This window comes from Intrasporangium sp. (genome assembly GCF_035280925.1).
In the GTDB taxonomy this organism is placed as follows: domain Bacteria; phylum Actinomycetota; class Actinomycetes; order Actinomycetales; family Dermatophilaceae; genus Intrasporangium.
Genome location: NZ_DATEEY010000043.1, coordinates 1 through 15,427, shown reverse-complemented (window position 1 = coordinate 15,427; position 15,427 = coordinate 1). Strand labels below are relative to the sequence as shown.

At 68.8% G+C, this 15,427-nt stretch carries 20 protein-coding genes; 8 read left to right on the top strand and 12 right to left on the bottom strand.

The features are described 5' to 3' along the window. Positions 1–540: 540 nt before the first annotated feature. Positions 541–1,140, top strand: coding sequence for a hypothetical protein (locus VJN29_RS04685; protein ID WP_324142420.1), 600 nt, complete (start codon positions 541–543; stop codon positions 1,138–1,140). 114 nt (positions 1,141–1,254) lie between these two features. Then, positions 1,255–2,139, top strand: a complete 885-nt coding sequence (locus tag VJN29_RS04680; protein WP_324142419.1) for a GNAT family N-acetyltransferase — start codon at positions 1,255–1,257, stop codon at positions 2,137–2,139. Positions 2,140–2,450: 311 nt separating this feature from the next. Here VJN29_RS04680 and VJN29_RS04675 read toward each other — a convergent pair whose 3' ends face one another. Continuing rightward, positions 2,451–2,939: an SAM-dependent methyltransferase gene (locus tag VJN29_RS04675; protein ID WP_324142418.1), complete on the bottom strand. Its 489-nt coding sequence runs from the start codon at positions 2,937–2,939 to the stop codon at positions 2,451–2,453. Between the two features lie 418 nt (positions 2,940–3,357). Next, complete coding sequence (locus VJN29_RS04670) at positions 3,358–3,933, bottom strand: dihydrofolate reductase family protein (RefSeq protein ID WP_324142417.1); 576 nt, start codon at positions 3,931–3,933, stop codon at positions 3,358–3,360. Positions 3,934–4,178: 245 nt separating this feature from the next. Here VJN29_RS04670 and VJN29_RS04665 point away from each other — a divergent pair, with 245 nt between their 5' ends. Next, the gene (locus VJN29_RS04665; RefSeq protein ID WP_324142416.1) at positions 4,179–4,304 is read left to right on the top strand and encodes a hypothetical protein; all 126 of its coding nucleotides are present in this window, start codon (positions 4,179–4,181) and stop codon (positions 4,302–4,304) included. A 42-nt stretch (positions 4,305–4,346) separates the two neighbouring features. Here VJN29_RS04665 and VJN29_RS04660 read toward each other — a convergent pair whose 3' ends face one another. The 3 genes from VJN29_RS04660 to VJN29_RS04650 form a co-directional block, all read right to left on the bottom strand. Further along, positions 4,347–5,213: a GNAT family N-acetyltransferase gene (locus VJN29_RS04660; RefSeq protein ID WP_324142415.1), complete on the bottom strand. Its 867-nt coding sequence runs from the start codon at positions 5,211–5,213 to the stop codon at positions 4,347–4,349. 114 nt (positions 5,214–5,327) lie between these two features. Next, positions 5,328–5,876 (bottom strand): nitroreductase family deazaflavin-dependent oxidoreductase, encoded by a 549-nt coding sequence (locus VJN29_RS04655; RefSeq protein ID WP_324142414.1) that lies wholly within the window; start codon positions 5,874–5,876, stop codon positions 5,328–5,330. A gap of 3 nt (positions 5,877–5,879) precedes the next feature. Continuing rightward, positions 5,880–6,338 carry a hypothetical protein gene (locus VJN29_RS04650; protein ID WP_324142413.1) on the bottom strand — a complete coding sequence of 153 codons (459 nt, stop codon included), beginning with the start codon at positions 6,336–6,338 and terminating at the stop codon, positions 5,880–5,882. 123 nt (positions 6,339–6,461) lie between these two features. Between VJN29_RS04650 and VJN29_RS04645 the strand changes: the two genes are divergently transcribed. From VJN29_RS04645 to VJN29_RS04635, 3 genes are all read left to right on the top strand, one after another. Next, positions 6,462–7,121: a TetR/AcrR family transcriptional regulator gene (locus tag VJN29_RS04645; RefSeq protein WP_324142412.1), complete on the top strand. Its 660-nt coding sequence runs from the start codon at positions 6,462–6,464 to the stop codon at positions 7,119–7,121. A 92-nt stretch (positions 7,122–7,213) separates the two neighbouring features. Then, the gene (locus tag VJN29_RS04640; RefSeq protein ID WP_324142411.1) at positions 7,214–8,122 is read left to right on the top strand and encodes an oxygenase MpaB family protein; all 909 of its coding nucleotides are present in this window, start codon (positions 7,214–7,216) and stop codon (positions 8,120–8,122) included. A gap of 171 nt (positions 8,123–8,293) precedes the next feature. Next, a complete protein-coding gene (locus tag VJN29_RS04635) occupies positions 8,294–8,584 on the top strand; it encodes a hypothetical protein (RefSeq protein WP_324142410.1) in 291 nt (96 codons plus the stop codon). Positions 8,585–8,738: 154 nt separating this feature from the next. Here the strand turns inward: VJN29_RS04635 and VJN29_RS04630 are convergent, their stop codons facing one another. The 7 genes from VJN29_RS04630 to VJN29_RS04600 all read right to left on the bottom strand — a co-directional run bounded on the left by VJN29_RS04630 (position 8,739) and on the right by VJN29_RS04600 (position 13,424). Next, a complete protein-coding gene (locus tag VJN29_RS04630; RefSeq protein ID WP_324142409.1) occupies positions 8,739–9,008 on the bottom strand; it encodes a hypothetical protein in 270 nt (89 codons plus the stop codon). Between the two features lie 81 nt (positions 9,009–9,089). Further along, on the bottom strand, positions 9,090–10,277 hold the full coding sequence (locus VJN29_RS04625; protein WP_324142408.1) for a PLP-dependent aminotransferase family protein: 1,188 nt from the start codon (positions 10,275–10,277) through the stop codon (positions 9,090–9,092). 16 nt (positions 10,278–10,293) lie between these two features. After that, the gene (locus VJN29_RS04620) at positions 10,294–10,959 is read right to left on the bottom strand and encodes a hypothetical protein (protein WP_324142407.1); all 666 of its coding nucleotides are present in this window, start codon (positions 10,957–10,959) and stop codon (positions 10,294–10,296) included. Between the two features lie 83 nt (positions 10,960–11,042). Further along, positions 11,043–11,714, bottom strand: coding sequence for an HAD family phosphatase (locus tag VJN29_RS04615; protein ID WP_324142406.1), 672 nt, complete (start codon positions 11,712–11,714; stop codon positions 11,043–11,045). Between the two features lie 167 nt (positions 11,715–11,881). Further along, positions 11,882–12,472, bottom strand: coding sequence for a dihydrofolate reductase family protein (locus VJN29_RS04610; RefSeq protein WP_324142405.1), 591 nt, complete (start codon positions 12,470–12,472; stop codon positions 11,882–11,884). A gap of 12 nt (positions 12,473–12,484) precedes the next feature. Continuing rightward, positions 12,485–13,030, bottom strand: coding sequence for a DUF2306 domain-containing protein (locus VJN29_RS04605; protein ID WP_324142404.1), 546 nt, complete (start codon positions 13,028–13,030; stop codon positions 12,485–12,487). Further along, positions 13,020–13,424 (bottom strand): VOC family protein, encoded by a 405-nt coding sequence (locus VJN29_RS04600; protein WP_324142403.1) that lies wholly within the window; start codon positions 13,422–13,424, stop codon positions 13,020–13,022. The genes VJN29_RS04605 and VJN29_RS04600 overlap by 11 nt, the downstream gene beginning before the upstream one ends. Before the next feature lie 151 nt (positions 13,425–13,575). Here VJN29_RS04600 and VJN29_RS04595 point away from each other — a divergent pair, with 151 nt between their 5' ends. Further along, positions 13,576–15,018: a DNA-3-methyladenine glycosylase 2 family protein gene (locus VJN29_RS04595; RefSeq protein ID WP_324142402.1), complete on the top strand. Its 1,443-nt coding sequence runs from the start codon at positions 13,576–13,578 to the stop codon at positions 15,016–15,018. Between the two features lie 226 nt (positions 15,019–15,244). Continuing rightward, positions 15,245–15,427, top strand: a 183-nt coding sequence (locus VJN29_RS04590) for a hypothetical protein (RefSeq protein ID WP_324142401.1), incomplete at its 3' end; no start/stop codon positions are given.

Sequence of the window (15,427 nt, the reverse complement as noted above, 5' to 3'; positions counted from 1 at the left end):
GCGAAGTCATAACTCATGGCTGATTTCATCACACCAGCTCGAGCCAGGATCGCGCCGGCAGCGTGCCGTCACATCTGTGACGCCGGGCAGATCAGGATGCCGCCGCAACCAATCGCGGCCTCACTGATCTGCCGCGATCCGTCGGAGCGTCATTCCGCCTGCCGGGCGCACGCACCGGCCATGGCATGCACGCGAAAGGACCATCGTCCAGAAGGTCCGGTAGTCCAATAGCCACGCGATCGTGGCTGAGATCGACCATGCGCAGCCGGTTGACGCCGGCAGCACACGAATCCCAAAAGGGCTGTCTGAGTCGCGTCCCGTAGCCGTCTGACGGGCGTAGGCATTTGACCACGTGCCGATGAGCGTCCGGTAGCGACTGGAGGACGGGCATGGGGCGATGGATCTGGGATCCTTGGTTCTGCCACACTCGGGTGCATGGGTTGGCTGGAGTCGCTGAGGCCCAAGGCCGGTGAGACGGAGCGGCGCACCGCGTCGGCGTTGCGGGCTGCCGGTCAGGAGCATCCCGGTCCGCTCGGCCGCGTGGTGCTCGACACGGGGCTCGACGGTCTCGGACCGATCCGGTCGGCGGTGCTGATCGCCGAGGCCGCGCTGGCTGATGCCGACGATTCCGAGGAAGCCATCGAGACGCTGGTGCGAGACCACCTCGCCCTCGGTGCCGTGGGCGGTTTCGTCACCGGCGTCGGCGGCTACGTGACGCTGCCCGTCGCGCTGTCGGTGAATCTTGCCGAGTTCTACCTGTTGGCCACTCGGATGGTCGGGGCCATCGCTGTCGTCCGTGGCTACGATGTGCGCCAACCGGAGGTGCGCACCGCGGTGCTGCTCACCCTCGTCGCCTCACGCTCTGATCGGGTGCTCAACGAGGAAGGGTTCGGAGCGGGCAAGCTGTCGCGGATCGGACTGCGCCTCATGCCGCCAGGGGCCCTGATGCTGGTGAACAAGGCCATCTTCTTCCGTCTGCTGCGTCGCGTGAACAAGCGCCTGTTCTGGAACCTCGGCCGCGGGATGCCGCTGCTGGGCGGAGGCGCCGGCGCGGTGTTGGACTCCTGGATGATGGCGCGCATCGCCGGACAGGCTCTGGTGGAGTTTCCGCGTCAGGGCGCCAGTGAGGGCGCTGCCTGATCGGTCAGGCATTCTCGTCCGTCCGCGATCCACTCCTTGAGCGGTGGTCTGCGAGGTGAGTCCTTCCGCCGCGTATCGCCCAGAGTGCGGACGAGGACACCTATCGTTTGGTTGATGGAGCTTTCCGTCTGCACCACCGACGCTGACTACGGAGCATGGCGGGCGATCCGGATCGCCGTCGTGCCGGGCGAGCGTTGTGACACCGTCGCCGAACTTCGTGCGCAGGAGTCCTCGAGCCGGCTGCTGCTGCTCGCCGTCATGGACGGCACGGTGGTCGGATCCGGCTTGGCCGATCGATCCGAGCTCGCCGGCGGCGGTTTCGTCGACCCTCAGGTTCATCCCGAGTTTCGCCGTCGGGGCGTCGGCTCGGTGCTCCTGCGAGCGTTGGCCGAGCACTGCACCGGTCTCGGCCTTCCGGTCGTACGGGCCCACGTCGACGACGAGGAGTCGCTGGCCTTCGCGGCCCACTTCGGCTTCGTCGAGATGGACCGTGAGATCGAACAGGTCCGTGTCGTCGGCGACGAACGGCCGCCGGCCGCCCCGCCGGCGGGTGTGCAGGTCGTGACGCTGAGCGAGCGTCCGGAACGGTGGGCCGCCTGCTTTGAGAGGTTCGGCCGAGAGGTGCTCGCCGACTTCGCCGCGTACACGCCGCTGGAGATCAGCGCCGAGCAGTGGAACACGTCCTGGCCCGGCGACCCGATGTTCCTGGCGCTGCACGAGGGCGAGGTCATCGGCTGCGCGGGTCTCTTCCGGGACACCGACCGGCCCGAACGTGCCGAGAACGCGCTGACCGCAGTGTCGCGGGAGTGGCGCGGCCGTGGCATCGCGTCACATCTGAAGCGCCGGACGCTGCAGTGGGCTGCGGCCAACGGTGTAGGAGAGGTCTACACCTGGACGCAAGCTGGCAATGCCCCGATGCTGCGCCTCAATGAACACCTCGGGTATGTCACCGGGCACACCAGCATCACCGTGTCCCGAGCGCTTCCGCTGGTGACCTGACACCTCGAGGCCGCGACACGCCACGATCACCAACGCCCTCGACGCCGGCGTCCCCCCGCGTGATGCACAGGTCCTCGCCCGGCACGCCGACCCGCGGACGACCGGGCACTACGACCGCGCCCCCGGCAGCCTCGAACGTGCGGCTCCACAGGCTGTCCGGCGCGTCTCCGGGGGAACACTCCGTCCTCGGGCGGCGCTGAATTGCGGTGGCCGATCGTCCCTACCTGGTCAGCGTGAGGGGAACCTTGTCCACCGAGATCGCGAGGCGCTCGCTCAGCCCCGAAGCCAAGTCCATCGGCCTGCTGGTTCCGTTACCGGTCCGCGCGGTAGTAGTCCTGCATCAGCTCCCGTGACCAGCCCGGCTGCGACACGGGGTCGATGGGTTCGAACTCCCGCATGTACGGCTTGATGTCGAGGACCGGCGTGCGGTCGAGCGCGTCGAGATCGGCGACGTGCAGGTCCAACCCGTCCATCCCGAGCAGTCGGCACCGCGAGACGCCGAGCCGGTTGGGCCGGAACGGACCGTGCCCGGCGAAGACTCCCACCGGTGGCCACTGCGGGTTGCCACGCGATGGGCGAGGATCGGTCCGGATCTTGGCGGGGTCGACGCGGTCGAACAGGAAGACGACCTCCAGGTGCGAGAACGCGTCGAGACCTTGGACGGCGCCGGGGTCGAATCGAGACGCGTCGAGTCGGATGGTCGCGGTGACTCCGTACCAGTTGTCCTCGACCCACTCATCGCGGCCACCGAGCACCGTGCCGATCCGGTGGAGAATGTACTGGCTTGTCTCGCTGGGCATGGCTGGAGTCTTGCAGGGCCCCGCGCCGATGGGGCGGCGGGGACGCGCATGGAAGGGCCGTGAATCTCTGGTGCGTCCCGGTCCGGCGTCCCGTACGGTCGAGCCGTGATCAGCCACCCCGCTCTCGGCGTGCATGTCACCACACCCCGACTCGAGCTGCGGGCCGCGACCGACGACCCGATGTCGCTGTACGAGAGCGACCCTGAGCTCGGCGCGACGAACACAGAAGTCCATGGTGCGCCGCCTCCAGACAGTTCCTTTCTGGCACAACCTGATACGGACTGGGCTCTTGCGCAAGACACGAGCCATGTCGTATGCCGCTGGGCTCGCTTCCAGCGCAAGCTATTCCGGAGCTTGGCTGAGTGGCCAAGCGGTAGAAGGACTTCCCCGTCTCATCGCCGATGGTCTCGGCTGTGGATCAGGCGTGCAGAGTCGGTCGGTAGGTGAGTTCCTCGGTGCGGCCGTCGAGCGTTCGGCTCTCGACCAGCTCGAGGTCGAAGTCGTCCGCGCCCTGGAAGATCGGCTCCAGGCCGGTCTTGCCCGTGATGACGGGGAAGAGCGACACCTGCACGTAGTCGACCAGTCCGGCGGACAGCAGCGCCCGGTTCACGGAGAGGCTGCCGTGCGAGCGCAACGGCACGTCCGATTCCTTCTTGAGCCGGGTGACGACATCCACGGCGTCACCGCTCACCACCGTCGCGTTCGGCCAGTCGAGCGGGTCCTCGAGTGTCGATGAGATGACCGTTGCGGGCATGTTCCGCATTCGAGTGACCCAGGGGTCACCGACAGCCTCCTCGGAGCTCGAGGCAAACAGCTCCCGAAAGAGCCGATAGGTGTTTGCTCCGAAAACCATTCGTTGCTCCTCGTCGAACAGCGCGAGGCGGTGATCGAGCAGTTCAGGGCCTTGCTTGCCCCAGTAGCCGGTCCAGTCGCCGCCGGCAGCGGCGAACCCGTCGAGGCTGGAGAAGACGTCGAAGGTGTACGTAGCGGTCATGATGCTCTCCTCGTTGGTAGGTGATCGGGTCTCGCTCTGCGGTGCTGGTGGGGTGCGCGCTCATGCCCGGTGGATGCCGTACTCGCCACGCACGACCTGGCGCGCCGGCATCTGTGAATCCTCCGGTCGCGTATCTGCTGACCATTTCGACGCTACGTCTCGCTTAGCAGCCTCAACAGGTCCAAGCCACTCGCAACGACCAGACCAAAGTTGGTCCGCCCGGGCACCGGGCGTGGGAGCCGCCGATGGAGCTCTTCCTCGACCGCGGTGATGACCGCAGCCTGAGCAGGCAGCTCTACGACCAGCTCAGGGACGCGATCGACGACGGCCGGCTGCCTCCCGGGGGCCGGCTGCAGCGGTACTCGGTGTGATGCACGATCCGGAAGGATACGAGCTCTGCGTGGCCTGAGGCGTCAGGCGGTCCGGCGCAGGTCCTCGACGTCAGGGAGCTGTCGGAAACCGGCTGACACGTACGTGGCAACAGCGCGGGCGTTGGAGCTCGCGGTGCACACGAACGCACTCGACGACCCGAGTTCCCGCAGGGTGGCAACGGCGGCGACGGTGATCGCCGTGCCGTAGCCGCGACCGCGATGGTCACGGTGCACGCCCACCGGCTCGAGCAGCCCGGGTCGTCCGCGGCCGGCGGACCACACCGTCGCGACCGCCACCGGTGTGTCGTGGCCGTCATGGGCGACGAGACACCTGGCGTCCCCGTACGCCGGTCCACTCGCCATCGCGTGCCAGCGCTCCTCCGTGAACGTCGATCTGTCGAAGGCCGCGCGCTGCACCTCGGCCCGGACGTTGGCCCGCTCCGGACCGATGACCTCGACCCGCAGCCCGCAGTCCTCCACCGGCCCGGCGAGATCGCGCTGCAATGGTGTCCACGGCTCGTCGGCTTCCCACCCGGCACTGGTCAGCAGCTGCCGGAACGATGCTCCGAATCTCGCCTCGATCGAGACGTTCCCCTCTGGCAGGACGCCACGCTCTGGCCGACTCACGTCAGCGACCATCTGGCTGGCCAGCTCGTCATCGTGCTCCGCCTCGGGCGCGACCGCGAGTCGCAGAAGCCGCGGACTGTCGACCAGCCCCACGGCGAGTACCCGCCTGTCACGACTCCAGAACCGCAGCGCTGCCGCGGTCGCCTCTGCGCCGAACCGCCAGTGCCAACCCAGATCCCCTGGATGCAGCTGCACCGGCACCCCGTCAACCTGCCACTCCCGCACGACATCGACGACCCCGGCGAGGCCGTCGATGCTCGGCGTGGACATCACGATCGCCATGCAGGGATCCAACCTCACGCGGCAGCCAGGCCGCACCCGAGTTCGTCTCCGGCCCTCCGGCCGAGCGACTGCGAACAGCACGGACGTTGCCAACCCAGCCCAGCGGCATACGCCTCATTCCGTATGCCGCTGAGCCGGCTTGCGCTCGGGCGTTTCCGCGGGTGCCGACCGGAGTGGACGAATCCGGAAGACCGGGAAGCGGTGGGCGATCGCCTCGAACTCCGACAGCGGCGCGCGACGGTCCACGGGAATGTGCGGCCGGGCGCCGGGCGCCACGGCCAGATACCGACGGAGCACGGGCGCTCGCTGGCCCACCGGCATCTCCTCCAGCGTGACCTTCTCGCGGTCGCCCCGGCGCAGGACGGCGTGGCCACCCGCGGCCTTGACGTTGCGGACCCAGTTCGCTTGTGGGCCCAGCATCGACACGAGGTAGCGCTCCCCGTCGTGCTCGGCAATGGCGACCGGCACGGACACGGGCCGTCCCGTGCTCCGTCCCACCACCTCCAGAGTCGACGCATGTCGCGGGGAGAGAAGACCCGAGGCATAGAGCCGCGCGTCCACCCGGTTGATCGCCCGCATGAGGGCGCCCGGACGACCGCCGTCGTAGAGCCGGCGCTTGAGGGTACCGGCGTGGTGGGCCAGCGCCCGGATGACGGTCTCCATGGCTCAGGCCGGAGAGGTCGCCCGGGGCGCCCGCCAGAGCAGGGTGATCGCCACGACCCCCGCGAGGGCCGGGAGCATCCCGACCCAACCGATCAGTGGCGGCAGCCCCGTGTCCCCGGAGGTGTCCCTCACGAGCAGGTTGAACAGGGCAACACTGGCGCCGAGAGCGAAGATCGACGTCGCGACGCCGCGCACCCACCGCTTGCCGGCCTGCACTGCCCGAATAGTCAGGACCCAGCAGATGAGGCCGAGCCCTCCGAGAACCGACAGGTAGACCTGCCACGTCATCACGGCGGAGTCGATGCGTTCCTGAGAGTAGGCCGGGTAGCCGGACCGGAGGTGCTCCCCCAGCACGTTGCCGGTGGCCCGGTCGACGAACGGGACGATGGCGGCGACAACGGTGAGCGCCAGGCCCGCGCACATGGCGCCAATGGCTGACTGCTGAAGACGGGTCTCGGTCATGAGTGGTTCTCCTCCTGCAGGCATCGGCCGCTCCTCGGGCCCGGTCCTACCTACGCTGTAGATTTTCTGACCCTCTCTAGGATAGGAACCGACGGCGTAGATTGCAACGCGATAGGACCTTCGGTGACGAGACGCTCACGTGGACAACCGGCCGGACTGAGCCGCGACCGGATCGCCGACGCTGCCGTGGACCTCGTCGATCGCCACGGCCTCGCGGCCTTTGGTGTCCGACGCCTGGCAGCCGAGCTCGGCGTCGACCCGATGTCGATCTACAACCACATCAAGGGCAAGGCGGCGCTGCTCGACGCCATCTCCGAGGCCGTCGTGACCGAGGCCACGGCTGCCTCAGCCGCCTGGCCGGACGACTGGATGGACGTCGCGCGGGAGATGGCGCGCGGCTACCGAGACATGGCGATACGCCATCCGCGGGTCTTCCCGCTGTTGGCGACGCGCGCGCAGACGTCGGCCACCGCCCTCGAAGCCGTCGAGCGGCTGACCGCGGCGATGCGCCGCGCCGAGCTCGCGGACCAGACCATCGCGGACGCCCCCCTGGTCCTCTTCGGCTTCCTCAACGGGTATCTGCTCGCCACCCTGAAAACGGATCCGGTCGGCGCCGACGAGCCGGCGACGGGCGCCGCCCAACCGGACTTCTACCCCGCGCACTACCCGACGCTCGCGAGCCTGTCGCCCCTGCAAGCGGGCTTCGGTGGCGACACAGAGTTCGAGCGGATGCTGGAAACGGTCCTGAGCGGCATCGCCACCACCGAGCCGAGCCAGTGCTGACGCACTGGTTCGCCACGAGACGGCACGTCCGCGGGGTCCCAGCCCAGCGGCATACGACTTGGCAGGTGGCGCGGTCGACGTAGTGTGGGCACGTGGTTGTGGACAACGTCAGCCGGCTCGTGCAGCGGCGTCTTGGCCTGGCGCTCCGGGCGCGTGTGGCCGGCGAGGACGCCCCGGAGCGGGCCCAGCGGATCTGGGGCACCCCGGGCGCTCGCTGGTTCACGCCGGAGGATCCCATCTGGCGCGTGCACGCTGATGCCTCGATGTTCGCCGGCGGGATTGCATCCCTGCTCCTTCAGTCGCTGCACCCCCTGGCCATGGCCGGTGTGGCGGGGCACAGCGGCTACAAGAGCGACCCGTGGGGGCGCCTGCAGCGGACGAGTCACTACATCGCGACGACGACGTACGGCACGATCGAGGACGCCGAGGCCGCAGTCGCCAAGGTGCGTGCGATCCACGAGCGGGTCCGAGGTCGCGACGAGCGCGGACGCGCCTACCGGGCCAGCGACCCGCACCTGCTCCTCTGGGTCCACGTCGCCGAGATCGACTCCTTCCTCCGCGCGTACCAGGCGTTCGGTGCCCAGCCCTTGACCCCGCGCGAGACGGACCGCTATGTCGAGCAGACAGCTGTAGCGGCGCGCCTGCTCGGCGTCCCCGGACCCCCGACCGACGCGCTCGGCCTGCGCCGCGTCCTCCAGTCCTACCGGCCGGAGCTCGAGGGGACCGCAGCCGCGCGGGAAGCGGCCCGGTTCCTCCTGCTCGAGCCGCCGCTGCCGTTCGTCGCACGGCCCGGCTACGGGACGCTCGCCTCTGGCGGAGTGTCACTGCTGCCCGATTGGGCGCGAGCGATGCTCCGCATTCCCGTGCCCACCGTCGTGGCGCGGGGCCTCGCGCAGCCACTGGGTCGGCTGGGGGTCGCCGCCGTTCGGTGGGGCATGGCCGGCGTCGAGGCCAGACGCCCACACCTCGCCGCTCGTGCGCTCGAGTCCGGCGAGGCCTGATCCCCGCCAATCGAGTGAACAGCGTTCGGCCCCGAGGCTGTTCACTCGATCGACAATGTCGTGGGCCCGCGCCCGGGACGACCGGATCCACGAGTGGGAAGCGGCTCACACTGGGCGCCCGCGGGCTCCCCGGCCCGGTCGCGCCACGCGGAGACGCACTACCCTTGTGGCATGAGTGACCCCTCGAGCGTGGAGCCCTTCGGAGAGCACTACTTCCTCGTGCGAGGTGAAGAGTCCGGCGACGCGGTGGCGACGCGGTTCTACGTGGACCCCGGCTTCATGGAGCGGCTCGAGGTGCCCGGTGCCACGGAGGCGGAGGTCGTCCGGGCGAGCATGTCGTACCTCTTGGAGCACCAGCGCATCGACGAGCTGCCATCACAGCTGGATCTGGACGACGTGGCGGCCGCCTACGACGGGTTCGAGGACCACCTCCGAACCACGCTGACGTCGACCCGCGAGTAGCACGGCTGTCGGTCGTTGACTCAGCCACGTCCGATGACCACGTGCACAAGCTTCAGGCGCGAGCTGCGAGCGTGGTACGCGCCCTCGCGCACGCTGTCGTGGTCGACGTGCTCGAGATGGCGTTTCTCATGGTCGACGGGCACGGCGAAGACCGTCATCCGCCAGTCGATGCGCTGAGGCTCGTGACCTTCCACGGGTCCGTATAGAACGCCGCCACGATCGGCCCGAGGAGTGGGTCGACACGCGCACCGGTCATGAGGAGCACGGGCTGGGTCACCGCGGCGAGCCGTTCCGCCGGCGGCGGTCCGTCGCCGAGGCACGCGGCGTCGTAGCGCAGCGTCGGCGCGAGAGCCAGCAGAGTCGTCCACACCGGTGCCGCCTCGGCGCCTGCGATGTCCTCCTCGGAGGAGCCGGCCAGGCGCATGAAGAGCCGCAGCGCCGCTCTCGTCGCGGCCTACTCCTGACGCAGGGACGTCGTCGCGCTGCACCGGCTCGTGCCCACCTGTCAGCTCAAGGCCTCCCGGAGCAGCCCGCCCATGGCCCGCACGCCGGAGACGAGCCGGTCATCGGGGACTCCCGAGAAGCTCATTCGCGCGTGGTGCGCCTCCGGGCGCTCGGCAAAGAACGGGGCGCCGGGCACGACGATGACGCCGGCGCGGGGGATGAGGAGGTCGCGCTGGAACGCTGCGACATCAAGACGTTCCGGGAAGGTCACCCAGGTGAAGAGGCCCCCTTGCGCTTGCGTCCAGGTGATGCCGTCAGGGAAGTGCTCCGCGACGGTCCTCAGCATGAGGTCGCGCTTGCTGCGGTACGTCGGCAGCATCGACGCGATGTGGCTCTCGATGTCGAAGCCGGCGAGGTACGCCGCGGCCGCGCGCATGTTGAGGGTGCCGTTCTGGGTGTCGGCGGCGAGCTTGAGGAGGGACAGCTTCTCCAGTACCTCCGGCGCGGCCAGGACCCAGCCGAGCCGGAGTCCGGGGGCCAGGATCTTCGAGAAGCTGCCGAGGTGGACGACCCGGCCCGAGGTGTCGAGGCTCTTGACCGACGGCACCCGCTCTCCCTCGTAGCGCAGCTCGCGATAGGGCGTGTCCTCGAGGATGACGACGTCGAACTCCTCGGCGAGCTCGACGAGCCGGCGCCGGCGGGCGAGGCCCAGCGTCCGCCCCGTGGGGTTCTGGAAGTCCGGCACGGTGTAGATGAGCTTGACGCGCTCGGTCGTGCGCAGCACCTGCTCGAGGGCGTCGACGTCCATCCCCTCCTCGTCCATGGGAACCGAGACATAGCGCGGCTCGCACGGGTTGAACGCGATGAGCGCGCCGAGGAAGGTGGGCCGCTCGGTGACGATGACGTCACCCGCGTCGACGAAGAGCTTGGCGGTCAGGTCGAGACCCTGCTGTCCGCCCTGGGTGATGAGGACGTCGTCGGCGGTGCTCGGCATGCCGTCCGCCGTGAGCCGGGCGGCCACCTGGGCGCGCAGCTCGGGGAGGCCGTCCGAGGCGGTGTACTGCAGGGCCGACGCATTGTCCGGGGTCAGCAGGTCGTCGTAGATCTTGTGCAGCTCGCCCATGGGGAAGAGCGTCGGGTCCGGGTATCCGCCCGCAAAGGACGTGATCCCGGGGTCTCCTGCGAGAGCGAGGAACTCGCGGATCGCAGATGGCTGGATGCGCTCGGCTCGTCGGGCGAAGGCGGTCACCTGGGTCCCTCCTCTGTCAATGCGGTTCGGACTGGAAGGTCAACCCAGCGGGGCGCCCTTCGCGCAACGCGGCCAGGTGCTCGTCGTAGTTCATGACGTCGAAGAGCGAGGTGCCATTGAGCATCCGAGCCTGGAGGCTCTTCTCGCGTGCCTCGATTGCTTCGGCCTTGTCGACGGCTGCCGCGAGCTCCGCGTCCGAGCCGATGACGAGGCCGTCGTCGTCCCCGACGATCAGCCCGCCCGGCTCGATGGAGACCCCAGCCACGTCAAGGACGACACCGGTCTCGGGAAGGGCCTGAGCGGCATACGCATTGGGTGCGACTCCGGTGGCCCACACGGGCAACGTCAGTCTGGCGAGGGTGGCGCTGTCGCGACACCGGCCGTGGATCACGAGCGCGGCGAGGCCGCGGCGCTGCGCCTCTGTGGCGAAGAGCTCGCCCGCGACTGCGCGGTCGTCACCACCAGCGTCCACGACGAGGACATCCCCGGGGCCTGCCTCGCGGAGCGCGTGGATGACGGACATGAGGTCGCGGTGGGCTTTCGCGGTGACGATGCGCCCGACGGCGTGGCGACCCGGCACGAGTGGCCGGATGGCGGGCGTCAGCACGCGGAGCCACGGTGCCGCGTCCACCAGGCTCGTCGTCGACAGGTGTCCCAAGCGGTCGAGCAGGTTCAGGGTCATGCACACATCCTCACATCGTCCTCGGCCGATCCCGGGGCCTGGCGGCTTCTGGAAGCAGGCGCCTCGGTCGGCGAGCCTGCCAGCTACGCGCCGAGGGCCAGGGACGCGACGAGGTCGACCGTGACGTCGTCGAGGTGCTCCAACACTGCGTCGGCCAGTGACAGCGCGTCGGGAGCCGGTGGGAACGCCGGCCGCGGCACCGCGATGAGGTGCATGCCAGCGCCGGATGCCGAACGTAGACCGTTGCTCGAGTCCTCAATCGCCACCACGGTTTCCGGCGCGACATCGAGGTGTCTGGCGACTGCCAGGTAGACCAGCGGAGATGGCTTGCCCTCCTCGACCTGCTCCGTCGACATGGTCACCCGAAAGTTGTCGGTGAGGTTCGCCGCCGCGAGGACGGCGTCGATGAGTCGACGCGGCGAGGACGAGGCGAGCCCGAGCGGCCACCGTTGCGCGAGTCGGCGTACCGCTTCGACCGCGCCGGGTAAGAGTGGCAGGTGCTCTCGGTACCGATCCGCCATGCGGGCGATCACGGTCTGCGCCACATCCGGTGCGGGACCCGGGACTCCGACGGTGTCGACGAGGTAGGTCGACCACTCCTGGGTGCTCATGCCCATCATCCGGTCGGTGGCATCATCGGGCCACGCCCGGTCATGCTCGGCGGCGAGCCCGCGGCGGACCTCGTCCCAGATGCCCTCGGAGTCGACCAGCACGCCGTCGAGGTCGAAGACGACCGCCTGCACGCCGTCACTCATCCTGCTGTCCTGTCGAGGCGCTCGGCCAGGTCGACGGTGCTGCCAACGTGATCGAAACGCCGTACGGGTGCCATTGGTCCATCCTCCGGGGCTCGTCGCGCCGGTCAAACTGGAATTGGCGCGGCGTTGCGCTCCCGAGGCGCCGAGGGACGGATCGGGGCGTCCGGTCAGTCGCGCAGGACGCGATAGGTGGCGACCACGATTCCGGTGGGCGACGTCGTGCTGGATTCCATGGCGAGGGAGATGGACGTGCCCTCGAAGAGTCGGGATCCTCGGCCCAGGACGACCGGGATGGTGGTCAGGACGTACCTGTCGACCAGGCCTGCGGCGGCCAGGTCCCGCACCAGCACTCCGCTGCCGAGGACCACCAGGTCGCCGTCGCCCTCGCTCTTGAGCGCGCGGACGGTGTCTGAGGCCTCGCCGGTGAGCAGCGTGGAGTTCGGGTGGGGCAGCTCTTCCACGGACGAGCGCGAGGCCACGTACTTTGGCGTGCGAGCCAGGATCTCCGCGAACGGGTTGGGCTCGGGTGCGGACAGCCAGTGGCCGACGAGGTCGAAGTAGGTGCGCCGACCGAACAGCAGAGCTGCTGTGTTGGCCTGTCCGCTCATGGACGCCTGCGCTGCATCCGGGTCCTCGGCAAGGCGTTGGGCAGCCCAGCCGCCGAGGTCGAAGCCATTGCGGGTGTCCTCATCCGGTCGACCGGGGGACTGCATCACGCCGTCGAGCGAGACGTTCTCCACGACCACGAGTTGGTACATCGGTTCCCTCCCTCACTTGATTGTCAACAGTGAGCGGCTGCAGAGCCCATGGGTTCCGGACCTGCGCGCTCGATCGATGAGGTCATGGCATGCTCGGGATGCGGCGTCGTTCGCAGCCAGAGCTCGCCAACTGCCGAAGAGCACCGTCGCGATGGCCTCCCACACCCCTCCGAAGGCGAGCGGGAGCCCGAAGACGAGCGCGAAGACCCCACTCAGCAATCCGGCAGTGAGCAGCACCCGGCCCAGGCGTCGGTGCACTGCGTAGTGGCGAGAGCGGAACCCGTGGGAGAGCTGAAGCGGTGCCCCGAGCAGGTACACGACGCCCAACCCGATGTGCAGGTATGCGACGACCGGATGCTGCACGTAGCGCACGGCGAAGTCGTCGTCCACCGGAAGCGTGCCGGCAACGAGGTGCGGGACGTCGTCCTCGAGCCGTCTTGCCGCGAACACGAGGACGATCCCGAGGAGCGCCGCAATCGTGAGCCCGAGGAGTCGCAGTCGGCGCGGGTTCAGCGCTGACGGTGCTGTGGGTCGGCGGATACCGGGTTCAGTGACCATCGCGGCCCTCCCGATCGTCCCATTGCCCGAGCGCATACCGCGTCGCCTCGCCGTCCTCGAACAACGCCCACCACCCGAAATGCTGCCGCTGCGGTGGCACCGCGAAGGTCACACCGCGTGCAGTGAGCTCTTCGTAGGTGCGCCGGATGTCGGTGCAGTTGAAGAACAGGTCGGAATGGGGAAGGTGGTGGGGCACCGTCCGTCGAGGTTCACCGGGCCGGCGCGGACTGAGGACCAGGACCAGGTCCTGGTTGGGTGGTTTCACCTCGATCCAGCGCTCATCCCCGTAGGTCTCGTCGCGCACCGGGAGAAACCCAGCCATGCGGGTCCAGAAGACGAGCGCGGTCTGTGGGTCCTCGACGGGGACAATGACCTTCGCGACGTTCGTGATCACGGGTCCCTCCTGTCGGGTCAGCTCGTTGAACAACCAGTGCAGCAAACGAGGCCAGTGGATGTCTGGCAGGAAATCGTCATCGACATCCAGTTCGACGTCGATGTCGATTTCCTGCTACCCGCGCCGCAGCGCAAGGACGGACACTGCTGTCGTGTACCAGGACTTCGAAGGCTGTGTGCGCGCCGTTCGGGCCCGCGACGCCCGCTTCGACGGGTGGTTCTTCGTCGCCGTGAGCAGCACCCGGATCTACTGTCGGCCGAGCTGTCCTGCACCGCCGTCCAAGGTCCGCCACTACACCTTCTTTGCCACCGCTGCAGCGGCCCAACGTGCCGGCTATCGGGCGTGCAAGCGATGCCGACCGGATGCGAGCCCCGGATCACCGGAGTGGAGCATCCGCGCGGACGTGGTCGGCCGTGCCATGCGCCTGATCCGGGACGGGGTCGTCGATCGGGAGGGCGTCTGGGGCCTGACCGCCAGACTTGGCTACAGCCAGCGCCAGCTCGAGCGACTCCTGCTCGCCGAGCTGGGTGCCGGGCCGCTTGCTCTGGCACGGGCCCAGCGAGCGCAGACCGCTCGGATGCTCATCGAGTCGACCACCTTGCGGATGGCCGAGATCGCAATGGCTGCCGGTTTCGCCAGCATCCGGTCCTTCAACGACACCGTGCGGTCGGTCTTCGCGATGACACCCTCGCAGCTACGGCAGCACGCGATCCGTGGGACGGGAACGGCGGTCGGAGCGATCACCGTGCGTCTCCCCTTCCGCACACCCTTCTCGGCAGACTGCCTGCTGTCGGATCTGGCGATGACGGCGATTCCCGGTCTCGAGCATGTCTCCCGGGAGTCGTACCGGCGCGCGCTGCGCTTGCCACACGGGCGTGGAATCGTGACGCTCGAACCGCACACCGCCCATGTCGACTGCCATCTCGCCATCAGTGACCTGCAGGACCTCGGCCTGACGGTCAGCCGGTGCCGCTGGATGCTCGACCTCGACGCCGACCCGGTTGCGGCGGACCAGCTGTTCAGCCGGGACCCTCGACTGGCCCCACTGGTCTCGCGTCATCCGGGGAGGCGCGTCCCGCACGTCGTCGATGGTGCGGAGCTCGTCACCCGCCTGCTGCTCGGACCGCCGTCCGCGCGGGCGACGAGGCGCCGCCTTGCCCAGCTCGTGGCCCAGTGCGGAGAGCAGGTCGAGGACACGCGCGGTGCCATGCTCGTGTTCCCCAGTGCCCAGACCCTCGCGGCCCAGGACCCCGCGGTGATCGGCGTGCCGACGCGGTCGCGCGGTTCCTTCACGGCGCTGCTCAATGCACTGGCGGAGGGATCGTTGGACCTCGACGTCGGATCGGACTGGACGGACGTACGCGCCAGTCTCAGCGCGCTCCCCGGCGTCACGAGGCTCCACATCGACCAGGTCGGCCACTTGGGGCTCGGTGACCCCGATGCCTTTCCCATCGACCAGCGGGTGACCAGCGGTGCTCGGACGGTCGGCCTGCCCCGACAGGCGCCCCGACTCCGAAGACGCGCTGAGGCGTGGCGACCATGGCGTGCGTACGCCGCACAGCACTTGGCGTCGCTCGGTGCGCACGTTTCCTGAGCGCAACATCCGCCTCGAACATGATCGTATGCCGCTGAGCTCGCTTCCAGCGCAACCACGGTCACACTTCCGCCACGTCTGCAACAGCCGGCTGCGGCGACCTCGAGCACCGGGTCTGGGCCAGGACATCGCGACGCCAGAAGCAGCATGCTTGTGCCTTGGATTCGGAGCGACTTGACTGGCTGTCGTAGGACGCACGCGAAGCAACGGCTGAAGGGAACCCGTCGTGGCCACGCCCATGAACGAGGCCACCAAACATTGTGGTGTCGGGCAGGCAGAACTGCGATGGTGGGAGATGACGCTTCCAGAACCCGCTTCATCTGATGACCTTCGGGGCCTACTGCTGGACTACCTGGACTTCTACCGGTCGGTCATCAGCGCAAAGGTGTCCGGCGTGCCTGAGGAGTTC

Bases quoted from the DNA above. Each gene is read 5' to 3' on its own strand.
- VJN29_RS04655 (WP_324142414.1), bottom strand. From the start codon at position 5,876: ATGGAGACCGTCATCCGGGCGCTGGCCCACCACGCCGGTACCCTCAAG.
- VJN29_RS04670 (WP_324142417.1), bottom strand. From the start codon at position 3,933: ATGACCGCTACGTACACCTTCGACGTCTTCTCCAGCCTCGACGGGTTC.
- VJN29_RS04675 (WP_324142418.1), bottom strand. From the start codon at position 2,939: ATGCCCAGCGAGACAAGCCAGTACATTCTCCACCGGATCGGCACGGTG.
- VJN29_RS04630 (WP_324142409.1), bottom strand. From the start codon at position 9,008: ATGCGCCTGGCCGGCTCCTCCGAGGAGGACATCGCAGGCGCCGAGGCG.
- VJN29_RS04680 (WP_324142419.1), top strand. From the start codon at position 1,255: ATGGAGCTTTCCGTCTGCACCACCGACGCTGACTACGGAGCATGGCGG.
- VJN29_RS04635 (WP_324142410.1), top strand. From the start codon at position 8,294: ATGAGTGACCCCTCGAGCGTGGAGCCCTTCGGAGAGCACTACTTCCTC.
- VJN29_RS04615 (WP_324142406.1), bottom strand. From the start codon at position 11,714: ATGAGTGACGGCGTGCAGGCGGTCGTCTTCGACCTCGACGGCGTGCTG.
- VJN29_RS04605 (WP_324142404.1), bottom strand. From the start codon at position 13,030: ATGGTCACTGAACCCGGTATCCGCCGACCCACAGCACCGTCAGCGCTG.
- VJN29_RS04620 (WP_324142407.1), bottom strand. From the start codon at position 10,959: ATGACCCTGAACCTGCTCGACCGCTTGGGACACCTGTCGACGACGAGC.
- VJN29_RS04665 (WP_324142416.1), top strand. From the start codon at position 4,179: ATGGAGCTCTTCCTCGACCGCGGTGATGACCGCAGCCTGAGCAGGCAG.
- VJN29_RS04650 (WP_324142413.1), bottom strand. From the start codon at position 6,338: ATGACCGAGACCCGTCTTCAGCAGTCAGCCATTGGCGCCATGTGCGCG.
- VJN29_RS04660 (WP_324142415.1), bottom strand. From the start codon at position 5,213: ATGGCGATCGTGATGTCCACGCCGAGCATCGACGGCCTCGCCGGGGTC.
- VJN29_RS04610 (WP_324142405.1), bottom strand. From the start codon at position 12,472: ATGTACCAACTCGTGGTCGTGGAGAACGTCTCGCTCGACGGCGTGATG.